This window comes from Levilactobacillus andaensis, assembly GCF_016861695.1.
In the GTDB taxonomy this organism is placed as follows: domain Bacteria; phylum Bacillota; class Bacilli; order Lactobacillales; family Lactobacillaceae; genus Levilactobacillus; species Levilactobacillus andaensis.
The window spans coordinates 265,620-289,200 of the sequence record NZ_BOLP01000003.1 but is presented as its reverse complement, the minus strand read 5'-3'; the positions used below and the strand labels follow the sequence as shown (position 1 = coordinate 289,200).

Genomic DNA, 23,581 nt, shown 5'->3' with positions numbered 1-23,581 from the left:
CTGGGACAAAATCCCAGGCCTGTTGTGTGTGTAAGTTTATATTGCCGAAACGTGTGCCAAAAGGCAGTCAACTCCGCTTAACCCCGATAGCCAAACAATCCAAAAACCGGGGTTATTCGCCTATCGACGTTAATGCTCATTGACTAACCGCCTTTTGGAACACTCTCACTTTTTGATAATCAGAATTTGTCGTTCCTGAGCATTTTGGAAGATCCGTTGCCGAGCCGCATCGTTAGCCGCCGTGGTGTTCAAGACGAAGTCGAGATTTAACTCGTTGATGAAGTAGCGCAGATCCTGAATGCCCATGACTTGGGCCGCCGAGCCGTATGCCGGGCCGGTGATGATGCCCATGGACGTGCCATTGGCGAGCGCTAGGTGCATGACGCTCGCGTCGCCGGAGACGCGTTGGATGTCCGCCAGTTTAAGCGTGATGACCTGTTGGACGTAGGAACGAATCTGTTTGCCAGCCAGTGTCACGGTTTTTGTATCTGTCATAAGGGCCTCCTTGAATGTTTCACATGGAACATTTTAAAATTAATGCCATAGAATCAGCGTGCCAATCGTGATAAAGAGGACGGGGGAGAGCCACGCCCCGAAACGGGCGAAGAAATGACTGGCCGCGTGCGACCGGGCTAAGCGATTGCTGATCAGCAGCCAGATACCAACCATGACCATGAAGACCACGAGGGCGCCGCCAAATTCCGCGGTGGTGAGGTGGGTGAAGTAGGGAATATAAATGCTGAGATTGTCCCCACCATTACCAATGGTCAGCGACCACACCAGCGGCAGGCTGACAGCCTTCGTGAGTAGTGGTGGTAGCGCGTTTGCTTGGCGGTTCTTCAACCAATTTCGCAGGCCGACTGCCCCTAGCGTCAGGGGAACCAGTCCCAGCCAGCGCGTCAAATGGGCCACGTTGTAGTGCAGGACGCCCCGGCTGACCAGCCACGCCACGATAATTAACGTGAGGATTCCCAAGTATTGGCCAAAGATGATTCCCCGCCGTTGTCGCGCATTGTTCGCGCCCAGCCAAAGCAGTAGGAGCACGACTAGATCGTCGGTATCCGTGACGAAGAAGACGCCAATGGCAGTTAGAATGAATGGTAATGACATGGGCCTTCCCCTCCGATGGTGGTGCGTCTATGTTAGCTTCTATTCTACACGTTAACGGGTCCACTGCCTAAGTCTTTTTTAGGATAAAATGGCAGTTCTCACGGCCACCTGCACCTGATTTGGCCAGCCAAGTGGTGTACCTTAGAACTAGTTCAACGGATAAGCTAATTCTTAAGGAGGACATTTCAATGGCAAACGATAATAACAGAATTGAACGTGACCCGCATAAGGCTGGTGGTCCCGTGGTGAAATCCGGGCCGACTAATGGGAGCGTTCGGACGCACAATGACGACGGCCAATGGCGGAAGAAGCGCAGTGACGCTGGGAAGTCGCGGTCATAAATTGTATTATGAGATAAAAAAATCATCAACGCTGGGTTCCTCGTTTTCAGAGGGATGGCGTTGGTGATTTTTTGTTTTTAATTATTAGATGGTGGAAACGTGTGACCAAGGGCAACTGGTTCCGCTTAACCCCATTAAGCCACGACCCCAAAACCGGGGGTCATACCTTAATGACGTTAATGCTCGCCAGCTAACCGCCCTTGGTCGCACTCTTTTTCTTTAATCCGCAGGTGCCGGTTGGTTCTTGAACACTAACTTCTTAGATAGGAAGAAGTTCAGAACCAAAGCAATTGCGTGACCGACGACCTTGGTGATGGTTCCGTTCAGGTTCATCCAGGAAATTCCTAGGAATAAGATGACGGTTTCCAACAAGAAGGTGGCGACCCGGGTCATGTAGAACGTGCCCATTTCCTTAACGGGCTTGTCGGACTTGTGCTTGAACACGAAGGTCCGGTCGAGCCAGAAGGAGCATTGGACACTGATGAGCCAGTCGATGAAGTTGGCTAATTGATAGCCGATGCCTAAGGTGTGGTAGAACAGGTAGAACAACGTGATGTTGATGACCACCGAGATGGCCCCAAACAACAGGTAACGCGAGATTTGGCCTTGGACCTTATCTTCGACTTGTTCCTTGGCCGCTTCAATCTTGGCGGCGTATTCGTGTTCCGTTTCGGTTAACTCAGCTTCGTATTCTTCCTGCGATGTTGGGTAGTGATCGTGACGTAAGGGTTGACTTTCCATAAATTTCGGAACCTTTCTGTGACGTTTCACCTAGCTGGGTGCAACCGCCACTGAAAACGACCACGGCTCACCTGAGTTATGAAAACGTATAATTAATGTGCTGACTCAATTATACCGTTTTTGCTCGTCACTGCAATGCTCCGCCCTTCCAAATTTCACTTACTAATTGGCAACGTGAGCTAACCGGTAATCGGCGCTCCCATTGAATTTGTTATAAACGACCCCTTTGACCTTGGGGTTGACCAGCGTACTGGTCCGGCCTTGGTAGAGTGGGGTGACGGCTTGGTCCTTGGCCGCAGTCTTGGCGGCGGTCAGTAAGTCTTGGTAACGGGCCGTCTTGTTGAGGGCGTTTTTACCTTCAGCAGCCGTCAAAGCACGATCGTAAATCTTACTATCATAGTGGCCCATGTTGGAGTTGTTGGTCGATTCCAGAATCTGTAGCGATTGAATGGGGTCGGCGTAGTCCATGCTCCAGCTGGTCAGGTTAAGCTGGAAGTTGCCTTGCGACACGTTGCTCAGCATTGATGGGAAAGGTAAGGCGCGAACTTTCACGGTCAGCCCGAGTTTGTTGCTCAGTGCGCCCTGGATATATTCGGCGAGCTGCTGGCTGGTGTCATCGTTGGCACAGGTCAGGGTAACGGTTAATTTATCCTGGTGAAGTTGTTTCAACGTCTTTTGGTACAAGGTCTTGGCTTGGGCGGGTTGGTAATCGGCGGTGCCGGTCACGTGCGCATCCTTGGTGAAGTCGGCGCCGGTCTTAGGATTTTTCAACATATTGTTGATGGCAAATGTTTGGGCTGGCGTTGAGCCGTTCTTCAGGACCTTGTCCGCTAATTGCTGCCGGTTGATGGCCAGTGAGATGGCAAGCCGTAAGTTCTGGTTGGCGGCCACGGCATTCTTTTCGTTGTATTGAATGAAGCCGATGCGACCGGAAGAGAGGGACTTCAAGTCGGGATTGTTCTTGTTTTGCGTCGTTTGTTCGCCGTTTAGCGTGATGGCATCGAGCTTCTTGGACTGGTAGAGGTTGTAAGACGTGGTTGGCGACTTGATGACCTGATACTTGATGCTGGAAAGCTTGACGGACTGCTTGTCCACGTAGGTTGGGTTTTTCTCCAACTTCCAGCTATCACTGATCCCGTTCCAGTTCTTCATGACGAACGGCCCGTTGTAAACGGTGGTGGCAGAAGACGTGCCGTATTTCTTCCCGTACTTAGTCACAGCGCTTTTGTTTAGTGGATAGTAGGTAGTGCTGGCCAGCATCTGCTTGAAGTAGGAAGCGGGTTGGCTCAGCGTGATCTTCAATTGGTATTTGCCAACGGCCTTGACGCCCAGCGTGGATGGCGCCTTTTTCCCGGCAGCAATGGCACTGGCATTCTTGATGTTTGCAAATTGGTAGGTGAACTCCGACTTGGATTGCGGGTTCAGCGTCCGCCCCCAGGAGTAAATGAAGTCCTGGGCGGTCACGGTGTCACCATTGCTCCATTTGGCATCGTGCTTGAGATTGATGGTGTAGAGGTGGCCGTTGTCGCTAATGGTCGTCTTGGTGGCCAAGGCGTTTTCGGCCTGACTGTCGGCGTTTAGGCGGTAGAGGCCTTCGCCGACTTGACTCAGAGCGTTGCTGGAAACGCCGTCGGTGATCTTGGCCACGTCTAGGCTGGAAATATTAGATGCTTCATACAGGCTCAGGTCCTGGGTGGCTGTCTTTTTAGTCGACTTGGATTGGGCGTTGATCGCAAAGATACCGCCGATTAGAATGATGCCGGCACTGATGAAGAGTGCTTTCTTGTGTTCTCTTAAACTCATGATGTATTCCTCCAGAAATTTTAGTTTGATTGGTTAGAAATAACATTGAGTTTTGCCATCGTTTGATCATCAGTAAATCCCCCTCGGTTAAAATTGGATACAAAAAACCGTCCTCAACAGCCAATGCGTTAAGGACGGTTTTAACCGCGGTGCCACCTTAATTGGACGGGTACTCAAATAGAGCCCACATCCCTTCTCCACAGGAAACTATCATTTCCCTGACAACTGACGTATGTCGCACGTCTTCCCGTACTGCTAAAGGTTCGGGGAAGCCCTCGGTGGTCCATTTAATCATCTGCGTTCGGCCGTACTCTCAGCAACGACGGCTCTCTTGGCGTGCACGATGGTCTTGATCTCCACCTCAATGGTTTGTTTCGGACGATTCTTGAATTGAGGCTAGTGTAACCCGGAAAAAAGTTGGTGTCAACCCGGGGATTGAAAAAAATATGATGGTGGGGGAGCGGGGGACTGCCGCACTGCGGCTGCCAGGGATTCCGCCTGCTGTGGGGACGCTTCGGACTGAGAAGCGGTCCTCTCACTCGCTTTGAAGCCACGAAGCAGTCGCCCATCTAGGTAGCTAGCCAACGGCCAGCTACCTAGATTACCACGGCTGGCTGCATCCCTGGCGGCCTCCGGCTCGGATTGTGTTTTTTTGAAATGTATTGAAGACGGTCAGGTGACACCAACTTTCACGGGCGTTGTCTTCTTTATAGCTAAAGAGGGCGATGAAGTACTGAGCCACTAAGTAATTTCCACGTAGCGTTGTCATCAGGATAAGCTACGTAGCAATGCGCAATAACATAAACCTGAAATTAGTTATTAATAATTAGTTTAGCCGACTACTGCTTTTAGTAACTAATTGGTAACTACCATCTAATAATTGCAAAGCGGCTTTATCATCGACCTGGTCGAGCAGAATTGTCAGCCAGTGGTCCTTGTTCATGTGGTATCCCGCGAGATAGGCAGGTTGCTCACGTAAAATACTGCCAAGCTCGGGGTCGATTTTAACGTCGAGTATATCGACCTCGTCCGTGCCGGCCAGTCCGAGTTTTTCACGCGAAACGTTCATGACCAGTCCGAACCACTTGCCCTGCAAGTTCTTGAGGACTGCGTATTTGGGGTAACTCTTGAAGGTATATTCGGGTTTAACGCCGTAATTGTCTTCGATATAATCAAAAATTGTTTGTCGGGTGACCATGGAGAACGACCTCCTTTAGGTATAACTTTAGTTTACGATAGATATGGCGGTGTTTCAATGTGGGCCAACACCGATAATCCGGTGAACTGGTTGTGCTAGCAATTGGCGTGGACTTCGGGCATACTGGGTGAAAGGCAAGTGAAGACGATGACAAAATTAATTGTGTTGCGGGGAAATTCGGGGTGTGGCAAAACCACGACGGCCCAACGATTGCGGCAGAAATTAGCACCAGATTGCCTTTTGATAAATCAGGATGTCGTCCGGCGTCAAATCTGTCATGCACCGGATCATAAGAACAACGCGTCAATCAAAGTCATGGCCGACCTGATTACGTGGGGCGTACAACAGGGATTTTCGACGATTGTACTGGAAGGTATTTTGAAATGCAGTGTCTACGGTGATTGGCTCCGCCGACTGCAAGGACAGTGGGGACAACGACTAATTTCGGCGTACTTTGATGTTTCATTTGCGACAACGGTAGCCCGTAATCAACAGAAGCAATTGCCATTCACCGATGAACAATTACAGCAATGGTGGCTGGGCCACGATGTTTTGGGGAATGAAGCAGTCCTTTTTGGTGAGCAAGAACAAGTGACAGATCAAGTTGAACTATTGACGAGATTGGTGAATGAGGACTAGTCCTCATTGAAAGAACTATAAACGAGTGCTGACAAATCCACCGCAAGTTGTATTTGTTTGGGTAGTCGCCAATATCATGGGAGAAACACAATCGAAGCCGGAGGAGGTCAGAGATGCAGCCAGCCGAGCGGGAGGACCGTTTCTCAGTCCGAACCGTCTCCACAGCAGGCGGATGCCCTGATAGCCGGAGTGCGGGAAATTAAATCTATCCAATTACATAACAAAAACCGGCAAGCCCCAAACAGGGCTCACCGGTCAAGAATGTTAAAGAATCATGTTAGTTGTTTTATTTGCCAGGAACGTAGCTGTCATCAATGACCAGAACTGGCTTGATGGTCTTCCCGGAAACGGAGTCGGCATTGGCTTCATTGATTTGACTGAACTTGTAGAACTTTTCAGTCTTGTCGAAGTCGAATTGGCCCATCTTGTAGAATTCGATTAAACGAGGGATGTCAACTTGAGGAATGGAGTCACCCATGTTAACGCCGATGACACTCTTGTCGTTGACACAGAGGTCGTTCCAGGTGTCGAGGTCGATATGATGGTTCGTAACGGCGATGGCAGCTGAAGTCCCACCTTGTGCTAAGGCTTGAATGGAGTTGGAGATAACGCTGGCAACACCGGTCGTGTCAACCGCGTAGTTAACACCGTAGCCACCGGTCAAGTCTTGAACGGCTTTAACCACGTCGTCAACCTTCTTACTGTTGATGACGTCGGTAGCACCGAGTTCCTTAGCTAAGTCCAAACGAGAGTCAACGATGTCAATGGCGATAACCTTGGTGCAACCTGAGATACGGCCAGCCATCATAGCAGCTAAACCAACGGCACCAGTACCAAAGACAGCAATCGTGTCACCAGGCTTTGGCTTCAAGGTATTCAGGACAGTCCCAGAACCAGTGACGTAGCCACAGCCCAGAGGTCCGAGTTTCCGTAAGTCAAGGTCCTTGTCGACCTTAACGGCGTTCCGTTCACGAACGACCGTGGTTGTCGTGAAGGAACTTTGGTCGAACATGTCGGCAACGTTGTGACCATTTTCAGTGAAGTGCGCCGTACCGTCTGGACGAACACCAGACAGGTTGTTGGCAGCGTAGTTTTCACATTGGGTAGGAATCCCCTTCAAACAGCTCTTGCAGTTCCCACAGCCGTAGAAACTGAGAACAACGTGGTCGCCGGGCTTAAATTGGGTAACTTCTGGCCCAACTTTTTCAACGATCCCGGAACCTTCGTGGCCTAAAACGATAGGATAGTCGATGACCGCAACCCCAGTACGCAGAGCTTCGTCAGAGTGGCAGATCCCACTAGCAACCATGTGGACTTGAATGTCGTCCGGACCCATGTCAGCCAGTTCAACGTCATCACGAATTTCAAAATCAGCATTTTGCTTATCAACAACTGCAGCTTGAATCTTCATAATTGGCACCTCGTTTTTATTTATTGTTTACACTTGTTAATTATCACACAGATAGCTAAAAATGCAAGCGCTTCCACAACGGCATTTTCACACTATCCGGGGGGATATCCTCAATATGACGGGGTTTGCCAGCAGTTAGCCAATCTCGCCAAAATGACGGGGATCTCGTTTTCAATTCACATTCATAGGGGAATTTCGCTGAAAAAAGATAATTCGCGACGGAATTATCTTCTTTCAAATCTATGGTTAGCCATTAGCCTTTTCAGGATGGCCTTGCAGGTAGACAACATGGGTGTTCAAGAATTCTTCAATCCCGTGCTTACCATCATCACCACCGATACCGGATTCCTTCCAGCCGGAGTGAGACCCATTCATAGCTTCAAAGTTGAACCGGTTGATGTAAGTTTCACCATCTTCCAATTCACGAGAAGCACGCATTGCGTTGTCGATGTTTTCGGTGAAGATTGATGAAGTCAACCCGAAGTCGCTGTCGTTAGCCATGTTGATGGCGTCGTCCAAAGTCTTGAAGGTCAATACTGGAAGTACTGGGCCAAAGATTTCGTCTTGAACGATTTCGGAGTCTTGTTTGACGTTAGAAATAACGGTTGGTTCGAAGTAGAAGCCCTTAGCAATCTTAACCACGTGGCCACCGGTTTCCAGCTTGCCACCAGCCTTAACAGCGCGGTCGACCATGCCAGATACCTTGTCCAAAGCAGCTTGGTTGATCAGTGGACCCATGCCGATGTCTTCATTAGCCATTGGGTCGCCGACGGTAACTTCGCCCATCTTGGTTGCCAATTTCTTCGTGAATTCATCCGCAACGTCTTCTTGAACGTAGACCCGTTCACAGTTGTTGCAAAGTTGACCGTTGTTGTCGACACGAGAGTCGATGATGGATTGAACGGCCAAGTCAATGTCAGCATCCTTGCAGACGATAGCAGGGGCTTTCCCACCAAGTTCCAAAGAAACCTTGGCCATGTGAGTCGCAGCCGCAGCCATGACCCGCTTCCCGGAGTTAACGGAACCGGTCAAACTGATAATGCCGATCTTCTTGTTCTTGGAAAGTTCGTCACCAATGACGGCACCAGGACCGGTAATGATGTTGACAACACCCTTAGGAATCCCAACCTTTTCAACGATCTTGGCAAATTCCAGGCCTAAGTTAGGCGTGTCGGTACTTGGTTTCATAACGATCGTGTTCCCAGTAACCAAAGCTGGACCCATCTTCCGGGCAATCAGGAAGAATGGGAAGTTCCAAGGTAAAATCCCAGCGGCAACACCGATTGGTTGTTTGTCGATCATGATGCTTTCGTTAGCGTTGTCGGATTGAAGAATTTCTCCTTCATAGGTCCGAGAAGCGCTAGCCATATAGTCGAAGTAGTCGGCTGAGAATAAAATTTCGGTGGTTGCTAAGGACTTGATTTTGCCTTGTTCTTCTTGAAGCATTGCAATCAAGTGGTCGGAATCTTTACGGATCTCGGTAGCCACATCGTGTAAGTATTGGCCTCGAGTTGCGGCGGGAACCAACTTCCATGACTTCTGTGCTTCGTAAGCAGCATCGATAGCTTCGCGAGCTTCATCGACCGTCGCACTTGGGACCGTAGAAATTGGTTCACCGGTAGCCGGGTTGATAACAGTGATCAGATTGCCTGAAGAAGAATCTCTAAATTCACCGTTGATGTACATTTGATAGTGTTTTAATGCAACAGAACTTTGTGCCATGATGTAAAATACTTCCTTTCCCAGCTGCTCTTCTTGGGAGGGTAGCTATAAAACGAATTAGGCGACAAATGAAAACAGCTACAACACTGATTATCCTGACGTGCGCAACCCACGTTTGCAGGGAATCAATGTCTAAAAAACAACATTATGTTAAATCCTGAGCAATCAATAGCATTCACGTAACACGCTCTTGTCCGACTTCTCACCTTTCGTTCTAGTCCTTTTTGTGATGAAATGCAAAATTATTCACAAGTAAAACAGTATAAACGACCCCGCTAGCCTTACTGCCTCTAATCGGCAGAAAATTTTAGGGGATTTTTTAGTAACCTATCGAACTTTTAATAATGGCTGGCATTTTAGAAAACAGTGGTTCTATTGCCGGCCAGTCAGGAATATTGTGAAGTAAAATCAGTTATTTGCCGTTTATTAGTAAATGGCCGCTGTTATTAATAACTAAACTAATGAGGCCCTTGTATGATTGTAATTGGTGAAAATCACGTATTTTCGATTGCTGCGGGTTGCTGAGCTAGCTAGCAAAAAAGCTCGCCACCAAGGTAAATTAGTGACGAGCAGGGTTGTGTTTATTTAATGACCGGGTCCATACAGATTCAGAACGACCACGCCAACTACGACTAAGGCGATACCGAAGACGCTGGCGAGGTTGATGGGTTCGTGCCAGAGGGTGATGGAGATGGCGGTGGTAATGACGATACCGATGCCCGCCCAGATGGCATAGGCCACGTTCAGGTCGATATTTTTCATAGCGACTGATAAAAAGTAGAAACACAGGCCGTACGCGATTAACGCGCCCAGTGACGGCCACAACCGCGTGAAGCCGGCCGCGACCTTAAGCAAATTGGTGCCAATTAATTCCCCAATAATGGCGATGCCCAAGTAGATGTATGGCATTTCTGCCGCCCCCTAATGTTCCATGTGAAACGCGCTTAACCCCCAGTGTAGCAGTGACCAAGTGGTAGCGCAATATGAATGAGCGACATTAGTTTTCTTGGTAAATTGACAGAAAAAACCGGCCCCGAATGGACCGGTTTTTCGTGGTGGTTACTTAATTTTTTCGTTGGTAATGGCTTCGATATCCGCCTTGGCAATCTTTGCCATGTTCTTCTTGAGGTGGTGAACATCGGTCTTGTTGGTGATGAAGCCGGATTCGACCAAACTGTAGTCGATACCGCGTTTCCGCAAGACATTGCAGTTTCGCAAGTTGGTCCGGTAGCTAAAGCCGTTGTAGGCGCGGTTCAGGCCAACGTACTTCTTGATGACCTTGGCGAGCCGCTTGTCGCGGGCCGTTGGGTGTTTCTTGTGGATAATGACGTGACCACCGTGGCCGGCCGGAGCATCCAAGTGGAACATGATAACCGTAGTCTTCTTGTTGAGCTTGTACGAGCCCTTGTGATGAAACAGGGTGTCGCTGACCAGGTTTTGCTTAGGGTTGTAGAACGTGATGGTGCTGTTCTGGACTTCCTTCGCGTATTTCCGCAGTTGGGGCAACATGTTCTTGCGCAGGAAGGTGGCTTCCGTCGTCCCGTTCCCGCGAGCGCCGGGGTCGCCGGCACCATGACCCATTACGATCAGGTAGTGTTTCTTGGCCTTCGCCTTGACCTTAGGCTTGGTGGTGGTCTTCTTGGCCGGCTTAGTGGTCGATTCTGTGGTGGCCGTCGTCTCCGCCTTAGCGACCGTCGTGGTACTCAAAGCCAGTGGCAACAGCAGCATTAGCCCGGCAACGAGGCCGAATTTCCATTTCTTCATATGTAAAATGCACTCCTTAGTCATCGTGTTGATAGTTTCAAACTACCTTAATTGACTTCCTTAATCATACGCTTAAAACGGGAAAACGGGTAGTGAAATATGGAAGAATGCAGTGAAAAATGCACTAAGAAATGTGAACGGTAATCGAAGGGAAATGGCGAGTTGCCGCGAATGACGATATAAAAACACCGGAAGTAGTCAGTGAAACAATGACCAGCTTCCGGTGCTTGGGTGATGGTTAATAGCGGTCCGCCATCCGCTTGAGCTCCGCTTGAAAATCGGCGACGAATGATTGGGGCGCCACGACCTGGACGTTGGCGCCCTGACTCAGCAGCCACATCTTGGCACCCCAGGCAAAGGCGGTGGCCTCAATCAACACGGCCTTTTCGGCGGGGTATTCCTTGATGACGGTGGCCGTGGGAAAGCGGTCGAGGGCGGCTTCGACGATCCCCCAGAATTTAAACTGTAGGGTTATTTTTTTGCCCGGTTGCATGTAGTGCAAAAGTCGCCGCAGCTCGCCATCTTCCACGCGTTGAGCCCGGGTCCGGGTGATGGCCTGACTGGTCGTTTGCAGGTGGCGAATCCGGTCGACGCGGTAGAAGAGATTGTTGTCGTACTTGGCGTTGTAGGCGATTACGTAAAAGTAATATTCGGAAAAGATGATGGCTTCCGGCAAAATCGTCCGCGTCACAATTTCTCGGTGCTGTTTTTGATACGTGATGGTCACGGCCTGTTGTTGCGTGATAAATTGGCTGAGCTCCCAGATGTTGGTGAGCAGGTCTTGTCCGTGGTGGACCGGCTGATAGTAGAAACGTTCGTTTTTAATGATGGGGCGAATTTCCTGTTGGTCGGCGAGCGGCAGCAGCTGGAGCAAGCCGTCGATGGTCTGGGTCATTTCGGCTGTGGTCAAGGACCGGCTGGCCAGCGCAATCTTGATGAGCACTAGCACGGCTTGTTTGGACACGCTGGCCTGCGTGGTGATGAGCTGGTAGCCGTCAAATTGACGGCGGTAGACCAATTTATAAAATAAATTTTGTTCGGCAATGAACTGGCGAATTTGGCTGAGGTCACGCTGGATCACGCGCAAGCTGACCTGAAATTGGTCGGCGAGGGCGGCCTTGTTGACGATGTGCTGGCTGATGAGCAGTTGAAAAATAGTTAGTTGGCGATAAGCGGCATTCATGGGGGAGGACTCCTTTTTAGTAGGTGGACGTATGCTGTCTATCTGTCATTGTAAACTGTGGTCAATCAGTTCGCAATGGGAGGGATTCATGATGGATGACATTCAGAATTGGCAGGCGTTGTATCAGGAGCTGGCGCGGTTGATTGGCCCGGGCGCCACGCGGAAATTGTGTGCCTATTACGGGGGCGCGCAGATCAGCTTTCCACGGCGGTTGTTGGACCAGCAACGGGAAGCAGCCCTCATTTGTCAGGAGTACGAGCAGGGGGCGAGCGTGGTGGCGTTGGCCCGCCGGCACAATTACTCGAGCCGCACGATTCGCAGGATTCTAGCAAAACCATCGGCGTAATGCGCTGCAGACTGCCGGTCACGTCCCCGGCCAAAGCCATTTTAGTCGGCCGGTGACGTTTGCTAATCTATGGAGGGTAGAAAGCACGAACTAATCAAGGAGGAAATGCACATGACAATGCGGGTCGATTTATTACAAGATTCATACGCACAACTATACGATTTATTAGGTGAGGAATTAACGGAAAAATTATATCAGGTTTACCGCGGGCAGCAGGTCTCGTTTCCCATGCGCCTCTATAACCGCGATAAGGTGGCTAAGCAGATCCTGACTGAGTACGACGGCCACAATATCGCCGAGCTCACGCGCAAGTATGATTATTCTCAGCGTTGGGTGCGGCAGATGATTCAGGAGGGGCGGAAGGAAAAGTAGAGTCTTTAAGGAATAGAGATAGTCGGTGCTATTAGAATATATTTCGCCTATGAAAGCGGTGACAACATTGCTGCTGTAGGGATATAATTATAAAGTGAATATACCCATTTAACATTAAAACAGCAAAACTATTTAGCGAGGATAGTTTTGCTGTTTTAATAGAAATTCAAATCTGGTAAGGAAGTGCTGGTTGTGGAATTTATTATAATAATTGCCGTAATTGGGATTGCGGTTACGATTGGGAAAAAATATTGGGAATGGATTGTGGGTATCCCATTAATCATCATTTTGCTTCAAATGTTTGGTGCTCACCCAATCATCATGTTAGTTGTTGCTGCCATGGTGGGAATCTGGCTATATCAAAATAGCGATAGCAACCAGGAAAAGAAGAGAGAACAGCAATTCAATAAGTGGGTCAATCAAGATGTAGAAAGTAATTATGACTACATGCAGATTAGTCAGTGCATGGATGATATGGGAAAAACAATGCCGTTTTCTGGTGATGAGGTTCCCCTGGGACGTGCTGAATTTTTTGCCTCGTCTTTTAAACATCTATTTTCTGACGGTGATACGGTGTATGGTTATTATCCAGTTAGAAGCGAGATTGATTCTGAACTACGCGAGTACGGCTTAGTTATTACAAACCGTGGGATTGGGATGGCTACTCAAAGCGTTGAAGATAAGAACTCTAAAGATCAAAAGTCTAATGTCAAGAGCACTGAAATTTTGTTCTCAGGATTGTGGTTTATATCATTCGATGAAGAAAATAATAAGGTGACAGTCCGTTCGCAGAGTAAGCAGATTGAAATTTCATTAGGTGGCTATAATTTATTAAATGCCGAGGCCTTGGTAAGTGATGTTCAGAACTTAATCGACTCGGGATTCACCCGTGATTTGTATACCGGGAAGATTGATAGCCAAGCTGAGGATGAATTTAAAAATGATTTGGTAAAGTTTGAAGAGGTTGGGCACCAAACGGAAGAGCCAAGTGAGCAAAGAGAAAAGTTATTTGATGAATACAGCGAAGAGACCGGTAAAAAACTAGACGTAGATGGCGATGCAAGTGCACTGCGTACGGGATTGGGTGCACAAGCAGGAAATGTATCAGCCCATAACCTGCATAACATTCAGACAAATCAAATGGTAAATGGGCGTCAAGGGCATGGGGTGGCGGCCGAATACGCAAACTCAGTTATGGACGGCGGTTATTTAACTAACAGTGGATTGGTCGGTCAGGATAATGCCAAGCATGGTGCAGACCGGTTGAGCTTTGGCAAGAAGGTTCAGGTGAAGACATCTATTCAGCTGGATAATAAGGGACAGTATATTGGTAGAAATACAGCGGATAGTATTAAGCTATCTTTCACAGATGGTAAATATCAGTATGGTAGCATGCCTACGGAAGTTCCAAAGGATCAATATAATAAATCGGTTCAGTACATGAAAGAGCAAATTAAGAAAGGCAACGTGGAGGGTGTTACGGATCCTAATCAAGCAAGTAGCATGGTTAAAAAAGGAAAATTTAACGGTGAGTACTATGCTAATGTTGCTAAGGCAGGAACGATTGAATCACTTAAAGTCGATACGCTTAATGCGGTAGAACAGTCACTCCCAGCTGCCGGATTTACCTTTCTTATGACATATTCTATGGCTATATGGCGGGGTGTTGATCGAAAAGAAGCCGCCAAAATGGCTGGTAAATCAGCGTTTAGCTCTGGCATGGTCAGCAGCGGAATTATATTATTCGCTAGCCAAATGTCTAAATCAAATATGGTGAAGAAGCTGGCTGTTTCAAAGATTGGAAAAAGTATTGGGATGAAGGAATCTGCCGAAGATATTGGTAGGTATGCAGGTAACGTGGCAGTATTTGCTATTACTTTTGGCCCATCAATTGTAAATGCCTTAAGGGGTCGTATTTCAACAGCACAGCTAACTAAGGATTCGGTTATTGGTGGTGTTTCTATCGCAGTTAGTGTGGCGTTAGGACCAGCCGGCTTGGTTGTTGGCGGGATTGGAGCAGCAATTACAGGTTACTTTACTAAGAAGATTATGGATGAATTCATTGAAGACGATGCTAAAGAGATGTACCAGGTATTCAAGGAGGAGTTCTTGGATATCGTGATGGCATCGGGTCTTTCAGATGAAGAGTATCAAGAGGTTTTGGGTAAGACATTCCAGAATAAAAAATTCAGTTCATGGCTGAAAGATATGTTTGCTGCCGATGACAGACGTGGATATGCGCGGACAGTGTTAGTCGGTGGTGCCGTATCAGATGTAATGTCAGAGCGCAAAAAAATATCTGATGAGGAAGTCATTGAAGCTTATGAAACTGCGCAAAATGAGTTTGCAATGGCCTAATGTAATAGATGGGTTTCTCTTTGTCAGTTCCTTGGCCTACAATAAGATAAATAGATCGTAATTCAGGAGGTCCTTCCCAATGACACCAGAGTCCCAAGTCCTATCCATCATCCGCAACACCCCAGAACTCATGCGCATTCTCACCCTGATTCGCGATTGTCACCTCAAGCAGGGTGCGTTGGCTGCCGGGAGTATTCGCAATACTGTTTGGCAAGTTCTGAGTGGGCAACCGGTTTCGTTGGGCAGTGATATCGACGTTGTTTTCTTTGACCCTGACCGTCCCGCCAGCGACGACCTTAAAATCTACGCCCAGTTGACGCAACTCGCACCGGAATATCAGTGGCAGGTCAAAAATGAAGTCTACATGGCTCACTATAATTTTCCTGATACGCCGGAATTTACCTCGGTGGCCGATGCCATTGGTCACTTTGTCGAAGTCCCAACCTGCGTAGGGGCCTATCTGGATGGGGATGCGCTGAAATTAATTGCGCCGCATGGGGTGGATGATCTGGTCAATTTCCGCTGTCGGCCGATTCCGTTTTACCAGCAAGATGAGCGGCATCGCGCCATCTACCGGCAACGAATGGCGACTAAGCAGTGGCAGAAAAAGTGGCCGCAACTTCAGGTAGCTGAGGTGTAGTCAGTTTGGTTTGATGGCGGCTATCAGGCAACGAATTAACGTGTAATTTAAGAATCCGCAAGTTATTGGCGAACACAATGGCCAATAATTTGCGGGTTTTTTTGAAAAAATTTGCGGAAAAAATTTGTGCGATGAAACTCGGAAATAAAAAAGTGCGTAGAAAAATTCGCCGAGAAAAAGTAATCGTGTTTCTTCCATAAATAGGTTACCTTCTTTACTCTAAATAGAGAAGTCTAGGGTCTACAAATTGAAGACCAAGAATATGTCCCCATAATTTATAAAGGTATATCCTATCTACAGCTTGTATTCCACTTCTAGTAGAGACATATGTTAGGTTAGTCATGAAATGAATCGCTATAATCTTTTAATAGCTTGAGAAAATCAAAATACTCGAAGTAATTATCTCTCAAAACAGATTAATATCATCTTGTCGTTCATTCTTAAGTAAATAATGTTTCTGGAAATTATGCTTCAAAAGGCTGGTAGATCAGCGATATCAGGAGGTCTTCAAAAGGAAGCTTTAATATCTAGACAATATGTTGTATAAGTATATGCAGAAGGAGGGAAATACTATGAAAACAAAAGAGAATAAAAAGAGTCAGTTTCAGGAAATATCCCAAACTGACTTAGTTAAGATTTATGGTGGAAAAATTACGAAATCCAACAAAAATAAAAAATCAAATTTTTTGTGGGGCGTGTTTCATGGCCTAAAATAATAAGCAGCGCATTTACTGCACTGCTTATTATTTTAGGATTATTTTTTAATTGGATGGAAGAACAGTATAATTTCAAAATTAAATGAAATTATAAGTGTGAGTAGTATCCGCCCCATAATAAATCCGACTACAAAATGCAGCTCAGATTGGTTCATATATTTTAAAAAATTAGAATCTGTGATATTAATCATGACGTGAGCTAAAAGAATTAGGAAAAAGCTAATAATGGCCCTCACTGTGTACTTAGTATTTCGAAAGCGCCTCCAGTCGGTGAAATGTGTTAAATAGACAATAGCGTTAGTTATCAACGCAAAAGGAATCAAAAGTGAATGAATTCCTGCAGGCTGGAAAAGTTCTATGTAGCCGAGTAGCCATAGAACTATGCTTAAATAATAACTACCTTTCATAACCTTATGATTAGTCGTTTGGGCCTGTTCCTGATCTGCATAATGTTCTAGTAAACGCTCGTCACGTAGTAAATCATCTACTGAAACATTATAAATGTCACTGATTTTGACAAGGCTAGTAGTATCAGGGTAGCTATGTCCATTTTCCCATCCTGATATGGTTTTGCGTGAAACGTGAAGCTTTTCAGATACTTGTAATTGCGTTAGATTGGCATTGGCACGACAGCGCTTAAGCCTCTCGGGCAGATTCATTGTGATCATCTCCTTTTGTCAATATTAAAAGTGTTCATTAGTTTTCATTTATTTTAAATGGGTACTTAAAACTGGCTAATATACTTCCATATTTTTCGGAAATACACTAGCCAGCTGTACGTTATATTCCAAACGAGAACCAATTACTTATTGTCTTTTCTGGATCTTAAACTCTGGCCCAAATCGAATAAGAACACAATACCTAACGTTACTATTCCTAGAAGACCGATGCATTGTTGAACACTGAACAAAGGTAGTCGAAGTATTCTTGGTAACGTAATTACAATAGCAACTGCTAGTACAACAAGGCTCCCTGACGACTTTTTCCAAAAAGTTCCCCGCCTTGCGCATATTGATTCAATAAACGAAATTTACACGTTAAGTATTACGTTAAGAAAAATAAATGTCAACAATAATTTTAAAAAAGTTTTTAATGAAATTATTCACCTCCGTTTCTGTTTTTAGTTTTAGTTTACCCTACAATCCTACGTTTTAAAATTTTTTTTGAATGACGCTCGCTTGAAATGATCTGCTCATAGCCGTTAAAAAAGCGTATTCTCGTACATTTAACGAGAATACACCGACGATGATCTCAATCCTAAAGTAACTAGGCTTCATAGGATTTAAATCATACATAAATGACTTATAGCTTGTCTGACTTTGAAGAATTTCTTGCAATCTTTAGGTTGTAAATAAGCACTCCTGTGAGCAGTACAGCACCAATTACACCAAACAGTTGATTGATACTAAACATCGGTGAGTCAAACACGGCAAAAACTGCCATGCTAATTAAAAAGCCTAGAACAACTATTCTTGGAACCGATCCTTCATCCATAATAATTTTCCTCCTAGAATTATAATATCTGCGCGATTACTGATATTAAAAAATTAAAAATTATTTTGTTCACGGTTATAGTACTACTAGTATTCTTTTAATGCTACTAAATAAATCGCCCAAAAAATAATTTGTGATTTTTTTATCGTTTATCTACTATAAGACATTCGCAAAAAGCTACACATCAAATAAAATTAGCGATTATAAAAGCTATTGACTTTGTGAATAAAGGTGATATTGTGTGGCTGTAGTTAATTAACTAACAGCTGCTGTCACATATAGGTTTGCCAAAGGAGATATCATTATGAGTGAATTTTCAACTTTAACTGATACAGAATTAGTAAACGTATTAGGCGGGAAAAAGAAAAACGCAAATTGCGGATTTTTTTGAAAAATTTTACGAACAAGTCGCTCAATGACATATTGTGTCATGCTGCTCGTGTATGATTAAGGTTATACATACAGAAAGGGAGTCAACTCATGAAAAAAACAACCACCCTTATTCTTGGCCTCTTAGCCGTCACGTTTGGTGGCGCATTAAGTGTTCAACCAGCTGCGGCGAAAACCAAGGCTAAGGAACCGACCGAAAAGAAGGCTTTTACCGCCCAGGAACGGGCAACCATCAAAGGTTATCGGCAACAGCTGAAAGGCATCTCTAACAGCACCAAGGGGATGTACGTGCAAAAGCCATCATTGAAGAAGTCATTTAAACCGGGCAAGCTGAGCCAAAAGTACATCAACGCTACGGTCAAATCTGTTAACTTTTACCGGCAAATGTATGGCCTGAATACAATCGAAGCCAATCCCCAGTGGAATGAAGATGCGCAGTATGGTGCTGCCACGCTGGCGGCTGCGGATGAAGGATTGGCACATGAATTGACGGGCATCAAGCGGCCCGGATACGTTTCAAAGACGGCTTGGAATCGAGGCGTCGATGCCACGGGTTATAGCAATATTGGTGAGGGCGTGGTTAAGCCCTATGACAACGTTTTGAATTATCTGGTAGATTCAGGACAGTCCGACTACGTTCCCGGTCACCGCGAATGGTTGCTGGGCAACACGATTGAAATTGGTGTCGGGCAAGCTGGCATCTACAATGATCTCAAGGTATTTGAGGGCGGCGCTAAATGCCGGGCCTTTGATCCTAAAGATGGGTTAGCCAAAGAAGTTGCTTATCCTAAGGCTGGTGTTTTCCCAATCAATGCCGTTAAAGGCAGCGTTTGGTCGCTTTCGTACAGCATTGGTACGGGTGAAAAGGCCAGCAAGCCAGTCGTCAAAGTCACTGATAATACGACGCATAAGAAGGTTAAGGTGACCCACGTGACCAACTACAACAGTGCGACCGGCTATGGTTGGTTCAAGACCAGTATTTCTTACCAGCCGACGCTGAGCAAGGTGAAAGCCAACCACGCTTATACGGTTAAAATTAGCGGGTTAGGTAATCATGCGGATGTTAATTATCAGACGAAATTGTTTAAGTTGAGTAAGTAGCTAGATGGTTAATAGACGACAAGTCATCTCACGGAATTTGTGGGGTGGCTTGTCGTTTTGAGTTATTTCTCATCGTTAATATCTGCCCAGAGATCATCAAGTGACTTGAAGGCCGTTACATGACCATTCATTACCTCTTCTTTAGCCTGAAGAGCCTCAGGTGAGGACAGGAAATCTGCTAGGTCGTAGTCAGCAACGTTGATTAAACAAACACGTAAAAATTCGGACATCGTCAGACCAGATTGTGCTAATTTTTGCGAAGCCAGCGATTTGATTCTTGGTGAAATGCGAATAGAAACGGAGACAGTTTTTGATTTTGACATGTAGTCCCTCGCTTTCTTTTGTGCCGGTCTTCATTGTAACAGGTGACCGTATTCTCACAGTTGAAGACGACTCAAAAAAACGGCCACACCCCATCAAAAAAGGGAGTGGCCGTCTTTGCGTTGGCGTGGGACCAGCGAAAAAAGAAAAACGTCCCCACTACTTGTTGGTAGCGGCGACGTTTAGTTGATTAATCTTCGATTGTTTCGGCTTCGGCATTTTCGGCCGGAGCGTTGTGTTTTTGGACCATTCCTAGAATCTTTCTAGCGACGGGGCCGACAATCAATAATTGCAGCGGCAGGGCCATGAAGAGGTTAAAAATCCAAGTGTGTAAATAAGTCAGCAGGGCGTTGTCGCCGAAGTTTTGCGTGACCACCATACCGAATAGGGACATCAGGGTGACCATGCCGGCAACCATCATCACTGAGATGGTCAGGGCAATGCGGATCTGCTTCTTTTTCATGTAATCGTTGATAATGAAGTGGAAAAAGATGTATTTGACGCCGGGACCAATGATCCCCAAGTCGCAGATTGCGGCGACCAGCAAGGCCAGTGGGTATCCCGTCAGGACTTCGCGAATGAAGTGGTGACTGAACCCATCAGCTAGGGCGATATTGTAGCCAGCCATGACCAGGACCATCAGGCCCGCCATAACGGCAGTGAAAAGTAGTTCTTCTTTAAAATTTTTAGGCATTGTGTTGCTCCTCGTTTGAATTTCCCACGAGATGCTAGCGTACCATATATTTTTTCATGGCGTAAGAATTATTTTGAAAGTAACCGTTTTTATCTTCAAAGAGTGTGCCCAAAGGCGTTTAGCTGGTGAGCATTAAGGTTGAAAGCCGGATAATCCTGGTCCTGGATGATTTGGCGATCAGGCTTAAGCGGAACCGGCCGCCTTTGGGCACACGTAGGGAAAAAACGAAATTTTCGCTACAAAGCCATACCAGTTCGTGCCGATGACCAACCAGCAGCGATATTCCCTGGTCGCCTGCCCAAATATTCCTATTTTGCGCTAATATTCACAAATAATATTGCTAATGTATATAAAACCAGCCTATAATACAGGTGATTCAAGTGAAAGCGAATACATATTTTCCTCGAGGAGGAATCTTTGTGAATACACCGATAGCATCATCTAAAACAAAGAGCATTTATTTTTGGGATAAACTAAACGTCTTACGGGCAGGCATTCTCGGCGCCAACGATGGCATTATTTCCGTTTCCGGCATCGTTCTGGGAGCGACCGGGGCCAATCTCAGTAGCACGACCTTACTGGTCAGCGGCATCTCTGGCATGTTGGCTGGTGCCTGCTCCATGGCTGGTGGCGAATGGATTTCCGTTAGTGCCCAACACGACGTTCAAGAGTACACGATGGCTCATGAGAACCCACAGGTCGACGTTGATTTGTCGCAGAAAGATCTGTTGGTGCCCTTTCATGCGGCGGCCATGTCCTTCACAGCCTTTATCATTGGCTCCCTGATTCCTTTACTGGCCATCATGTTGTCCGCCCCGAGCTGGCGCTTTATCAACACGGCCATTGCCATGGTGATCGCGCTGAGCCTGAACGCCATCATCAGCACCTACGAGACGACTAATTCGACCAAACGGACCATCATCCGTAACGTGGTTATCGGGATCCTTACTATCTTTATCACGTACGGGATTGGCGCATTGCTTCACATGATGATTGGGTAGAGCCATCAATTTAATGGCGATAAAAAACGTTCAAAGCGGACATTGAGCCACTTTGAACGTTTTGTCATTTCTGAATTACAATTTCTGCGTCTGACCCTCAACGGTAATGCGGTCACGACCAGCTTCCTTGGATAAATACAGGTAGTGGTCGACGCGCTTGAACCAACTGTCGAAGTCGGTATCAGCTGGTTGTAACGCCGAGATACCAATGGAAACGGTGACCGTCAGCTTGTCGCCGTTGATGGTGATGGGACTCTTTTGCAGGGTATCGCGAATCGCCGTGACCTCATTTTGAGCGTCCAGCGGGGGAATGTTTTCGAAGATAATCACAAATTCCTCGCCGCCGTAACGGAACAACTCGCCGTGGCTGGTCTGCTTCGTCAGTTCCTGGTTGAAGAGTTGGGCCACGTGTTTCAACACCGCATCGCCCGCCAAGTGGCCATAGTCGTCATTGAAGTGTTTGAAATGGTCGATATCAAACATCGCCATGGTAATCGGCATCGTCGGGTGCTGACGGTAAACGCCGAATACCCCGACCGTTGTCGTATCAAAGTTAGCTCGGTTACGAACGCCGGTCAGCTCATCGTAATTTGCCGCCTGATCCAAGCTCGCAAAGTGGCTGATAACGTGGTTGACGCGGGTCACGAAGAACCGAATGATCCACATGTAAGCGATGAAGACGACCAGGACATTGACGGCATAGAACAGATGATAAGGTTTCGTCGACCAGATGATGAGGCACCACGAACCACCATACAAGAATTGTAGCAGTAAGAAACGCCATTCGGATTTCAAGACCAGGGCTTGGTGCTGGCTGATATAGGCAATGACCCCGAACAAGACGGCCATCGTCAGCATGAACACCCACCAATACTGGGTGCTAGCACCTAACCGCACCGCCTGGCCGTAGAAGACTAGTGGCATTGCTAAGTTGACCAAGGTTACCGCCAGCGTTTGCATCGCGTACATGCTATACAGTAGAATCATGAGCTGCGCAATCGCATAGCCCCAGCTCATCACGCTACCACCATTTAAAACTAAGAAAGTTTGTCGCAACAAGAGGACCCCGCCAGCGACGACCAGAGCTTCAATCAGTTCTAGGATAAACGTTCGTATATGGGACAACCGCGCCGTTCGTTGCGCCACCAGATAGGTCATGATCATCATGATGGCAATCAGCCCGACCGTGATCAGGGCCATAATTACAGATTTTATATTGAAGATATCATTAAAGAAGTTTTCAAATAAGTACATTGACTCACCTACTTATCGTAAATTACATTTCTAAGCATACCATTAAATGGGGGTGACGGTTTCGCTGATTAACAAATAATCGGTGCGTTTTCCCCCCATTTCATCTAAATTGGGTGAATTTAGGCACAAACGAAACGGTAATCCGGCTTGGTATGCAGGGCCTAGTTCGACCACCTAAGCAACTGGAAGAGATGTGCTAGTTGCCGGCGACGAGTTAACCGATGCTAGTGTAAACTGGACGCACTGCGGCTGCCAGGGATTCCGCCTGCTGTGGGGACGCTTCAGACTGGAAGAACACCAGTCTTCTCGCTCGATTTGAAGCCACGAAGAGCACGTGTCTTCAAATTCGCCCACGATGTAAGCCGGAAAGCCCCCGACTAACATCGTCGTCACGGTTGGCTACATCCCTGGCCTCCTTCGGCTACAACTGTTCTCTTACATAACTAGCGTTGAAGTTGGTACGTTTGGTTTAGTGTTTAGTAAATTTTACGGTCCTAGAACACTAACGTAAGCCGAGAAGGGGTACTCAATCATCAATTATTTCCGATAAACATAGTTGACGGGGAAGATATGGGGGATTTGCCTAATTTAAATTGGAATATTCAGTGCTTATAATGAAATTATAAACGAATAATGACGGGTATAATGGAAACTAAAGGGAATCCCGTTATAGCAAAGGCGTAAGCGCTACATATATTTGGAATATTCCCCGTAATATGAGGGACCAATATAAACTATGCGTTATCCAAAACAACCCGAAGCCGGAGGAGGTCAGGTAGAATGCTGTGTCAGTGGTGTTAGTCGACGTTTCTTAGTCGGCTTACAGCACGGGACGCCTTGAAGACTCGTGAACTTTCGCGGCTTCAAGACGAGGGTGAAGACCGCTTCTCAGGCTGAAACTGGTCCCCACAGCATGGCACCTGACAGCCGCAGGCGAACACTAACATCAACACTGAACTTACATAACTCAATTTTTGGAGGA

Annotated in this window: 24 protein-coding genes; 9 read left to right on the top strand and 15 right to left on the bottom strand. The window is 46.7% G+C overall.

The annotated features are described in order from the left end of the window. Nucleotides 1-165: 165 nt before the first annotated feature. Complete coding sequence (locus JUF10_RS02110) at nucleotides 166-495, bottom strand: hypothetical protein (protein WP_203640594.1); 330 nt, start codon at nucleotides 493-495, stop codon at nucleotides 166-168. Between the two features lie 39 nt (nucleotides 496-534). Continuing rightward, a complete protein-coding gene (locus JUF10_RS02105; RefSeq protein ID WP_203640593.1) occupies nucleotides 535-1,110 on the bottom strand; it encodes a cadmium resistance transporter in 576 nt (191 codons plus the stop codon). A 188-nt stretch (nucleotides 1,111-1,298) separates the two neighbouring features. Between JUF10_RS02105 and JUF10_RS02100 the strand changes: the two genes are divergently transcribed. Continuing rightward, nucleotides 1,299-1,451 carry a hypothetical protein gene (locus tag JUF10_RS02100; protein ID WP_203640592.1) on the top strand — a complete coding sequence of 51 codons (153 nt, stop codon included), beginning with the start codon at nucleotides 1,299-1,301 and terminating at the stop codon, nucleotides 1,449-1,451. 219 nt (nucleotides 1,452-1,670) lie between these two features. On the opposite strand, the gene JUF10_RS02095 is transcribed toward JUF10_RS02100, so the two are convergent. From JUF10_RS02095 to JUF10_RS02085, 3 genes are all read right to left on the bottom strand, one after another. Continuing rightward, entirely contained in the window at nucleotides 1,671-2,192 is a 522-nt protein-coding gene (locus JUF10_RS02095) for a GtrA family protein (RefSeq protein ID WP_203640591.1), read from the bottom strand. A gap of 162 nt (nucleotides 2,193-2,354) precedes the next feature. Further along, the gene (locus JUF10_RS02090) at nucleotides 2,355-3,995 is read right to left on the bottom strand and encodes a peptide ABC transporter substrate-binding protein (RefSeq protein WP_203640590.1); all 1,641 of its coding nucleotides are present in this window, start codon (nucleotides 3,993-3,995) and stop codon (nucleotides 2,355-2,357) included. A gap of 826 nt (nucleotides 3,996-4,821) precedes the next feature. After that, complete coding sequence (locus JUF10_RS02085; RefSeq protein ID WP_203640589.1) at nucleotides 4,822-5,193, bottom strand: MmcQ/YjbR family DNA-binding protein; 372 nt, start codon at nucleotides 5,191-5,193, stop codon at nucleotides 4,822-4,824. A gap of 147 nt (nucleotides 5,194-5,340) precedes the next feature. Between JUF10_RS02085 and JUF10_RS02080 the strand changes: the two genes are divergently transcribed. Next, complete coding sequence (locus JUF10_RS02080) at nucleotides 5,341-5,832, top strand: AAA family ATPase (RefSeq protein ID WP_236008137.1); 492 nt, start codon at nucleotides 5,341-5,343, stop codon at nucleotides 5,830-5,832. Nucleotides 5,833-6,118: 286 nt separating this feature from the next. On the opposite strand, the gene JUF10_RS02075 is transcribed toward JUF10_RS02080, so the two are convergent. The 5 genes from JUF10_RS02075 to JUF10_RS02055 form a co-directional block, all read right to left on the bottom strand. Beyond that, entirely contained in the window at nucleotides 6,119-7,243 is a 1,125-nt protein-coding gene (locus JUF10_RS02075) for an NAD(P)-dependent alcohol dehydrogenase (RefSeq protein ID WP_048733438.1), read from the bottom strand. A 246-nt stretch (nucleotides 7,244-7,489) separates the two neighbouring features. Continuing rightward, nucleotides 7,490-8,965: an aldehyde dehydrogenase gene (aldA, locus tag JUF10_RS02070; RefSeq protein ID WP_203640587.1), complete on the bottom strand. Its 1,476-nt coding sequence runs from the start codon at nucleotides 8,963-8,965 to the stop codon at nucleotides 7,490-7,492. A 585-nt stretch (nucleotides 8,966-9,550) separates the two neighbouring features. Then, nucleotides 9,551-9,874, bottom strand: a complete 324-nt coding sequence (locus JUF10_RS02065) for a DMT family transporter (RefSeq protein WP_203640586.1) — start codon at nucleotides 9,872-9,874, stop codon at nucleotides 9,551-9,553. Between the two features lie 150 nt (nucleotides 9,875-10,024). Further along, the gene (locus tag JUF10_RS02060; protein ID WP_203640585.1) at nucleotides 10,025-10,729 is read right to left on the bottom strand and encodes an N-acetylmuramoyl-L-alanine amidase; all 705 of its coding nucleotides are present in this window, start codon (nucleotides 10,727-10,729) and stop codon (nucleotides 10,025-10,027) included. Nucleotides 10,730-10,967: 238 nt separating this feature from the next. Then, nucleotides 10,968-11,912 carry a helix-turn-helix transcriptional regulator gene (locus tag JUF10_RS02055; protein WP_203640584.1) on the bottom strand — a complete coding sequence of 315 codons (945 nt, stop codon included), beginning with the start codon at nucleotides 11,910-11,912 and terminating at the stop codon, nucleotides 10,968-10,970. 88 nt (nucleotides 11,913-12,000) lie between these two features. Between JUF10_RS02055 and JUF10_RS02050 the strand changes: the two genes are divergently transcribed. The 5 genes from JUF10_RS02050 to JUF10_RS02030 all read left to right on the top strand — a co-directional run bounded on the left by JUF10_RS02050 (nucleotide 12,001) and on the right by JUF10_RS02030 (nucleotide 16,344). Next, nucleotides 12,001-12,258, top strand: coding sequence for a Mor transcription activator family protein (locus tag JUF10_RS02050; protein ID WP_203640583.1), 258 nt, complete (start codon nucleotides 12,001-12,003; stop codon nucleotides 12,256-12,258). A 111-nt stretch (nucleotides 12,259-12,369) separates the two neighbouring features. Further along, nucleotides 12,370-12,630 (top strand): Mor transcription activator family protein, encoded by a 261-nt coding sequence (locus JUF10_RS02045; protein WP_048733426.1) that lies wholly within the window; start codon nucleotides 12,370-12,372, stop codon nucleotides 12,628-12,630. A 192-nt stretch (nucleotides 12,631-12,822) separates the two neighbouring features. Beyond that, nucleotides 12,823-14,988, top strand: a complete 2,166-nt coding sequence (locus JUF10_RS02040) for a YeeR family protein (RefSeq protein WP_203640582.1) — start codon at nucleotides 12,823-12,825, stop codon at nucleotides 14,986-14,988. A gap of 79 nt (nucleotides 14,989-15,067) precedes the next feature. After that, nucleotides 15,068-15,628 carry a nucleotidyltransferase family protein gene (locus JUF10_RS02035; protein WP_203640581.1) on the top strand — a complete coding sequence of 187 codons (561 nt, stop codon included), beginning with the start codon at nucleotides 15,068-15,070 and terminating at the stop codon, nucleotides 15,626-15,628. A gap of 572 nt (nucleotides 15,629-16,200) precedes the next feature. Further along, nucleotides 16,201-16,344, top strand: coding sequence for a ComC/BlpC family leader-containing pheromone/bacteriocin (locus tag JUF10_RS02030; RefSeq protein ID WP_203640580.1), 144 nt, complete (start codon nucleotides 16,201-16,203; stop codon nucleotides 16,342-16,344). A 38-nt stretch (nucleotides 16,345-16,382) separates the two neighbouring features. Here JUF10_RS02030 and JUF10_RS02025 read toward each other — a convergent pair whose 3' ends face one another. Beyond that, a complete protein-coding gene (locus JUF10_RS02025) occupies nucleotides 16,383-17,003 on the bottom strand; it encodes a helix-turn-helix domain-containing protein (protein ID WP_203640579.1) in 621 nt (206 codons plus the stop codon). A 643-nt stretch (nucleotides 17,004-17,646) separates the two neighbouring features. Next, nucleotides 17,647-17,838, bottom strand: coding sequence for a hypothetical protein (locus tag JUF10_RS02020; RefSeq protein ID WP_203640578.1), 192 nt, complete (start codon nucleotides 17,836-17,838; stop codon nucleotides 17,647-17,649). A gap of 480 nt (nucleotides 17,839-18,318) precedes the next feature. Here JUF10_RS02020 and JUF10_RS02015 point away from each other — a divergent pair, with 480 nt between their 5' ends. Then, entirely contained in the window at nucleotides 18,319-19,329 is a 1,011-nt protein-coding gene (locus tag JUF10_RS02015) for a CAP domain-containing protein (RefSeq protein WP_203640577.1), read from the top strand. A gap of 62 nt (nucleotides 19,330-19,391) precedes the next feature. On the opposite strand, the gene JUF10_RS02010 is transcribed toward JUF10_RS02015, so the two are convergent. Together JUF10_RS02010 and JUF10_RS02005 are read right to left on the bottom strand one after the other, a co-directional pair. Continuing rightward, the gene (locus tag JUF10_RS02010) at nucleotides 19,392-19,652 is read right to left on the bottom strand and encodes a type II toxin-antitoxin system RelB/DinJ family antitoxin (RefSeq protein WP_203640576.1); all 261 of its coding nucleotides are present in this window, start codon (nucleotides 19,650-19,652) and stop codon (nucleotides 19,392-19,394) included. A gap of 188 nt (nucleotides 19,653-19,840) precedes the next feature. Continuing rightward, the gene (locus JUF10_RS02005) at nucleotides 19,841-20,344 is read right to left on the bottom strand and encodes a DUF2798 domain-containing protein (RefSeq protein WP_203640575.1); all 504 of its coding nucleotides are present in this window, start codon (nucleotides 20,342-20,344) and stop codon (nucleotides 19,841-19,843) included. A gap of 419 nt (nucleotides 20,345-20,763) precedes the next feature. Between JUF10_RS02005 and JUF10_RS02000 the strand changes: the two genes are divergently transcribed. Beyond that, the gene (locus JUF10_RS02000) at nucleotides 20,764-21,345 is read left to right on the top strand and encodes a VIT1/CCC1 transporter family protein (protein ID WP_203640574.1); all 582 of its coding nucleotides are present in this window, start codon (nucleotides 20,764-20,766) and stop codon (nucleotides 21,343-21,345) included. A gap of 75 nt (nucleotides 21,346-21,420) precedes the next feature. On the opposite strand, the gene JUF10_RS01995 is transcribed toward JUF10_RS02000, so the two are convergent. After that, nucleotides 21,421-22,599: a GGDEF domain-containing protein gene (locus tag JUF10_RS01995; protein WP_203640573.1), complete on the bottom strand. Its 1,179-nt coding sequence runs from the start codon at nucleotides 22,597-22,599 to the stop codon at nucleotides 21,421-21,423. Between the last annotated feature and the right edge of the window lie 982 nt (nucleotides 22,600-23,581).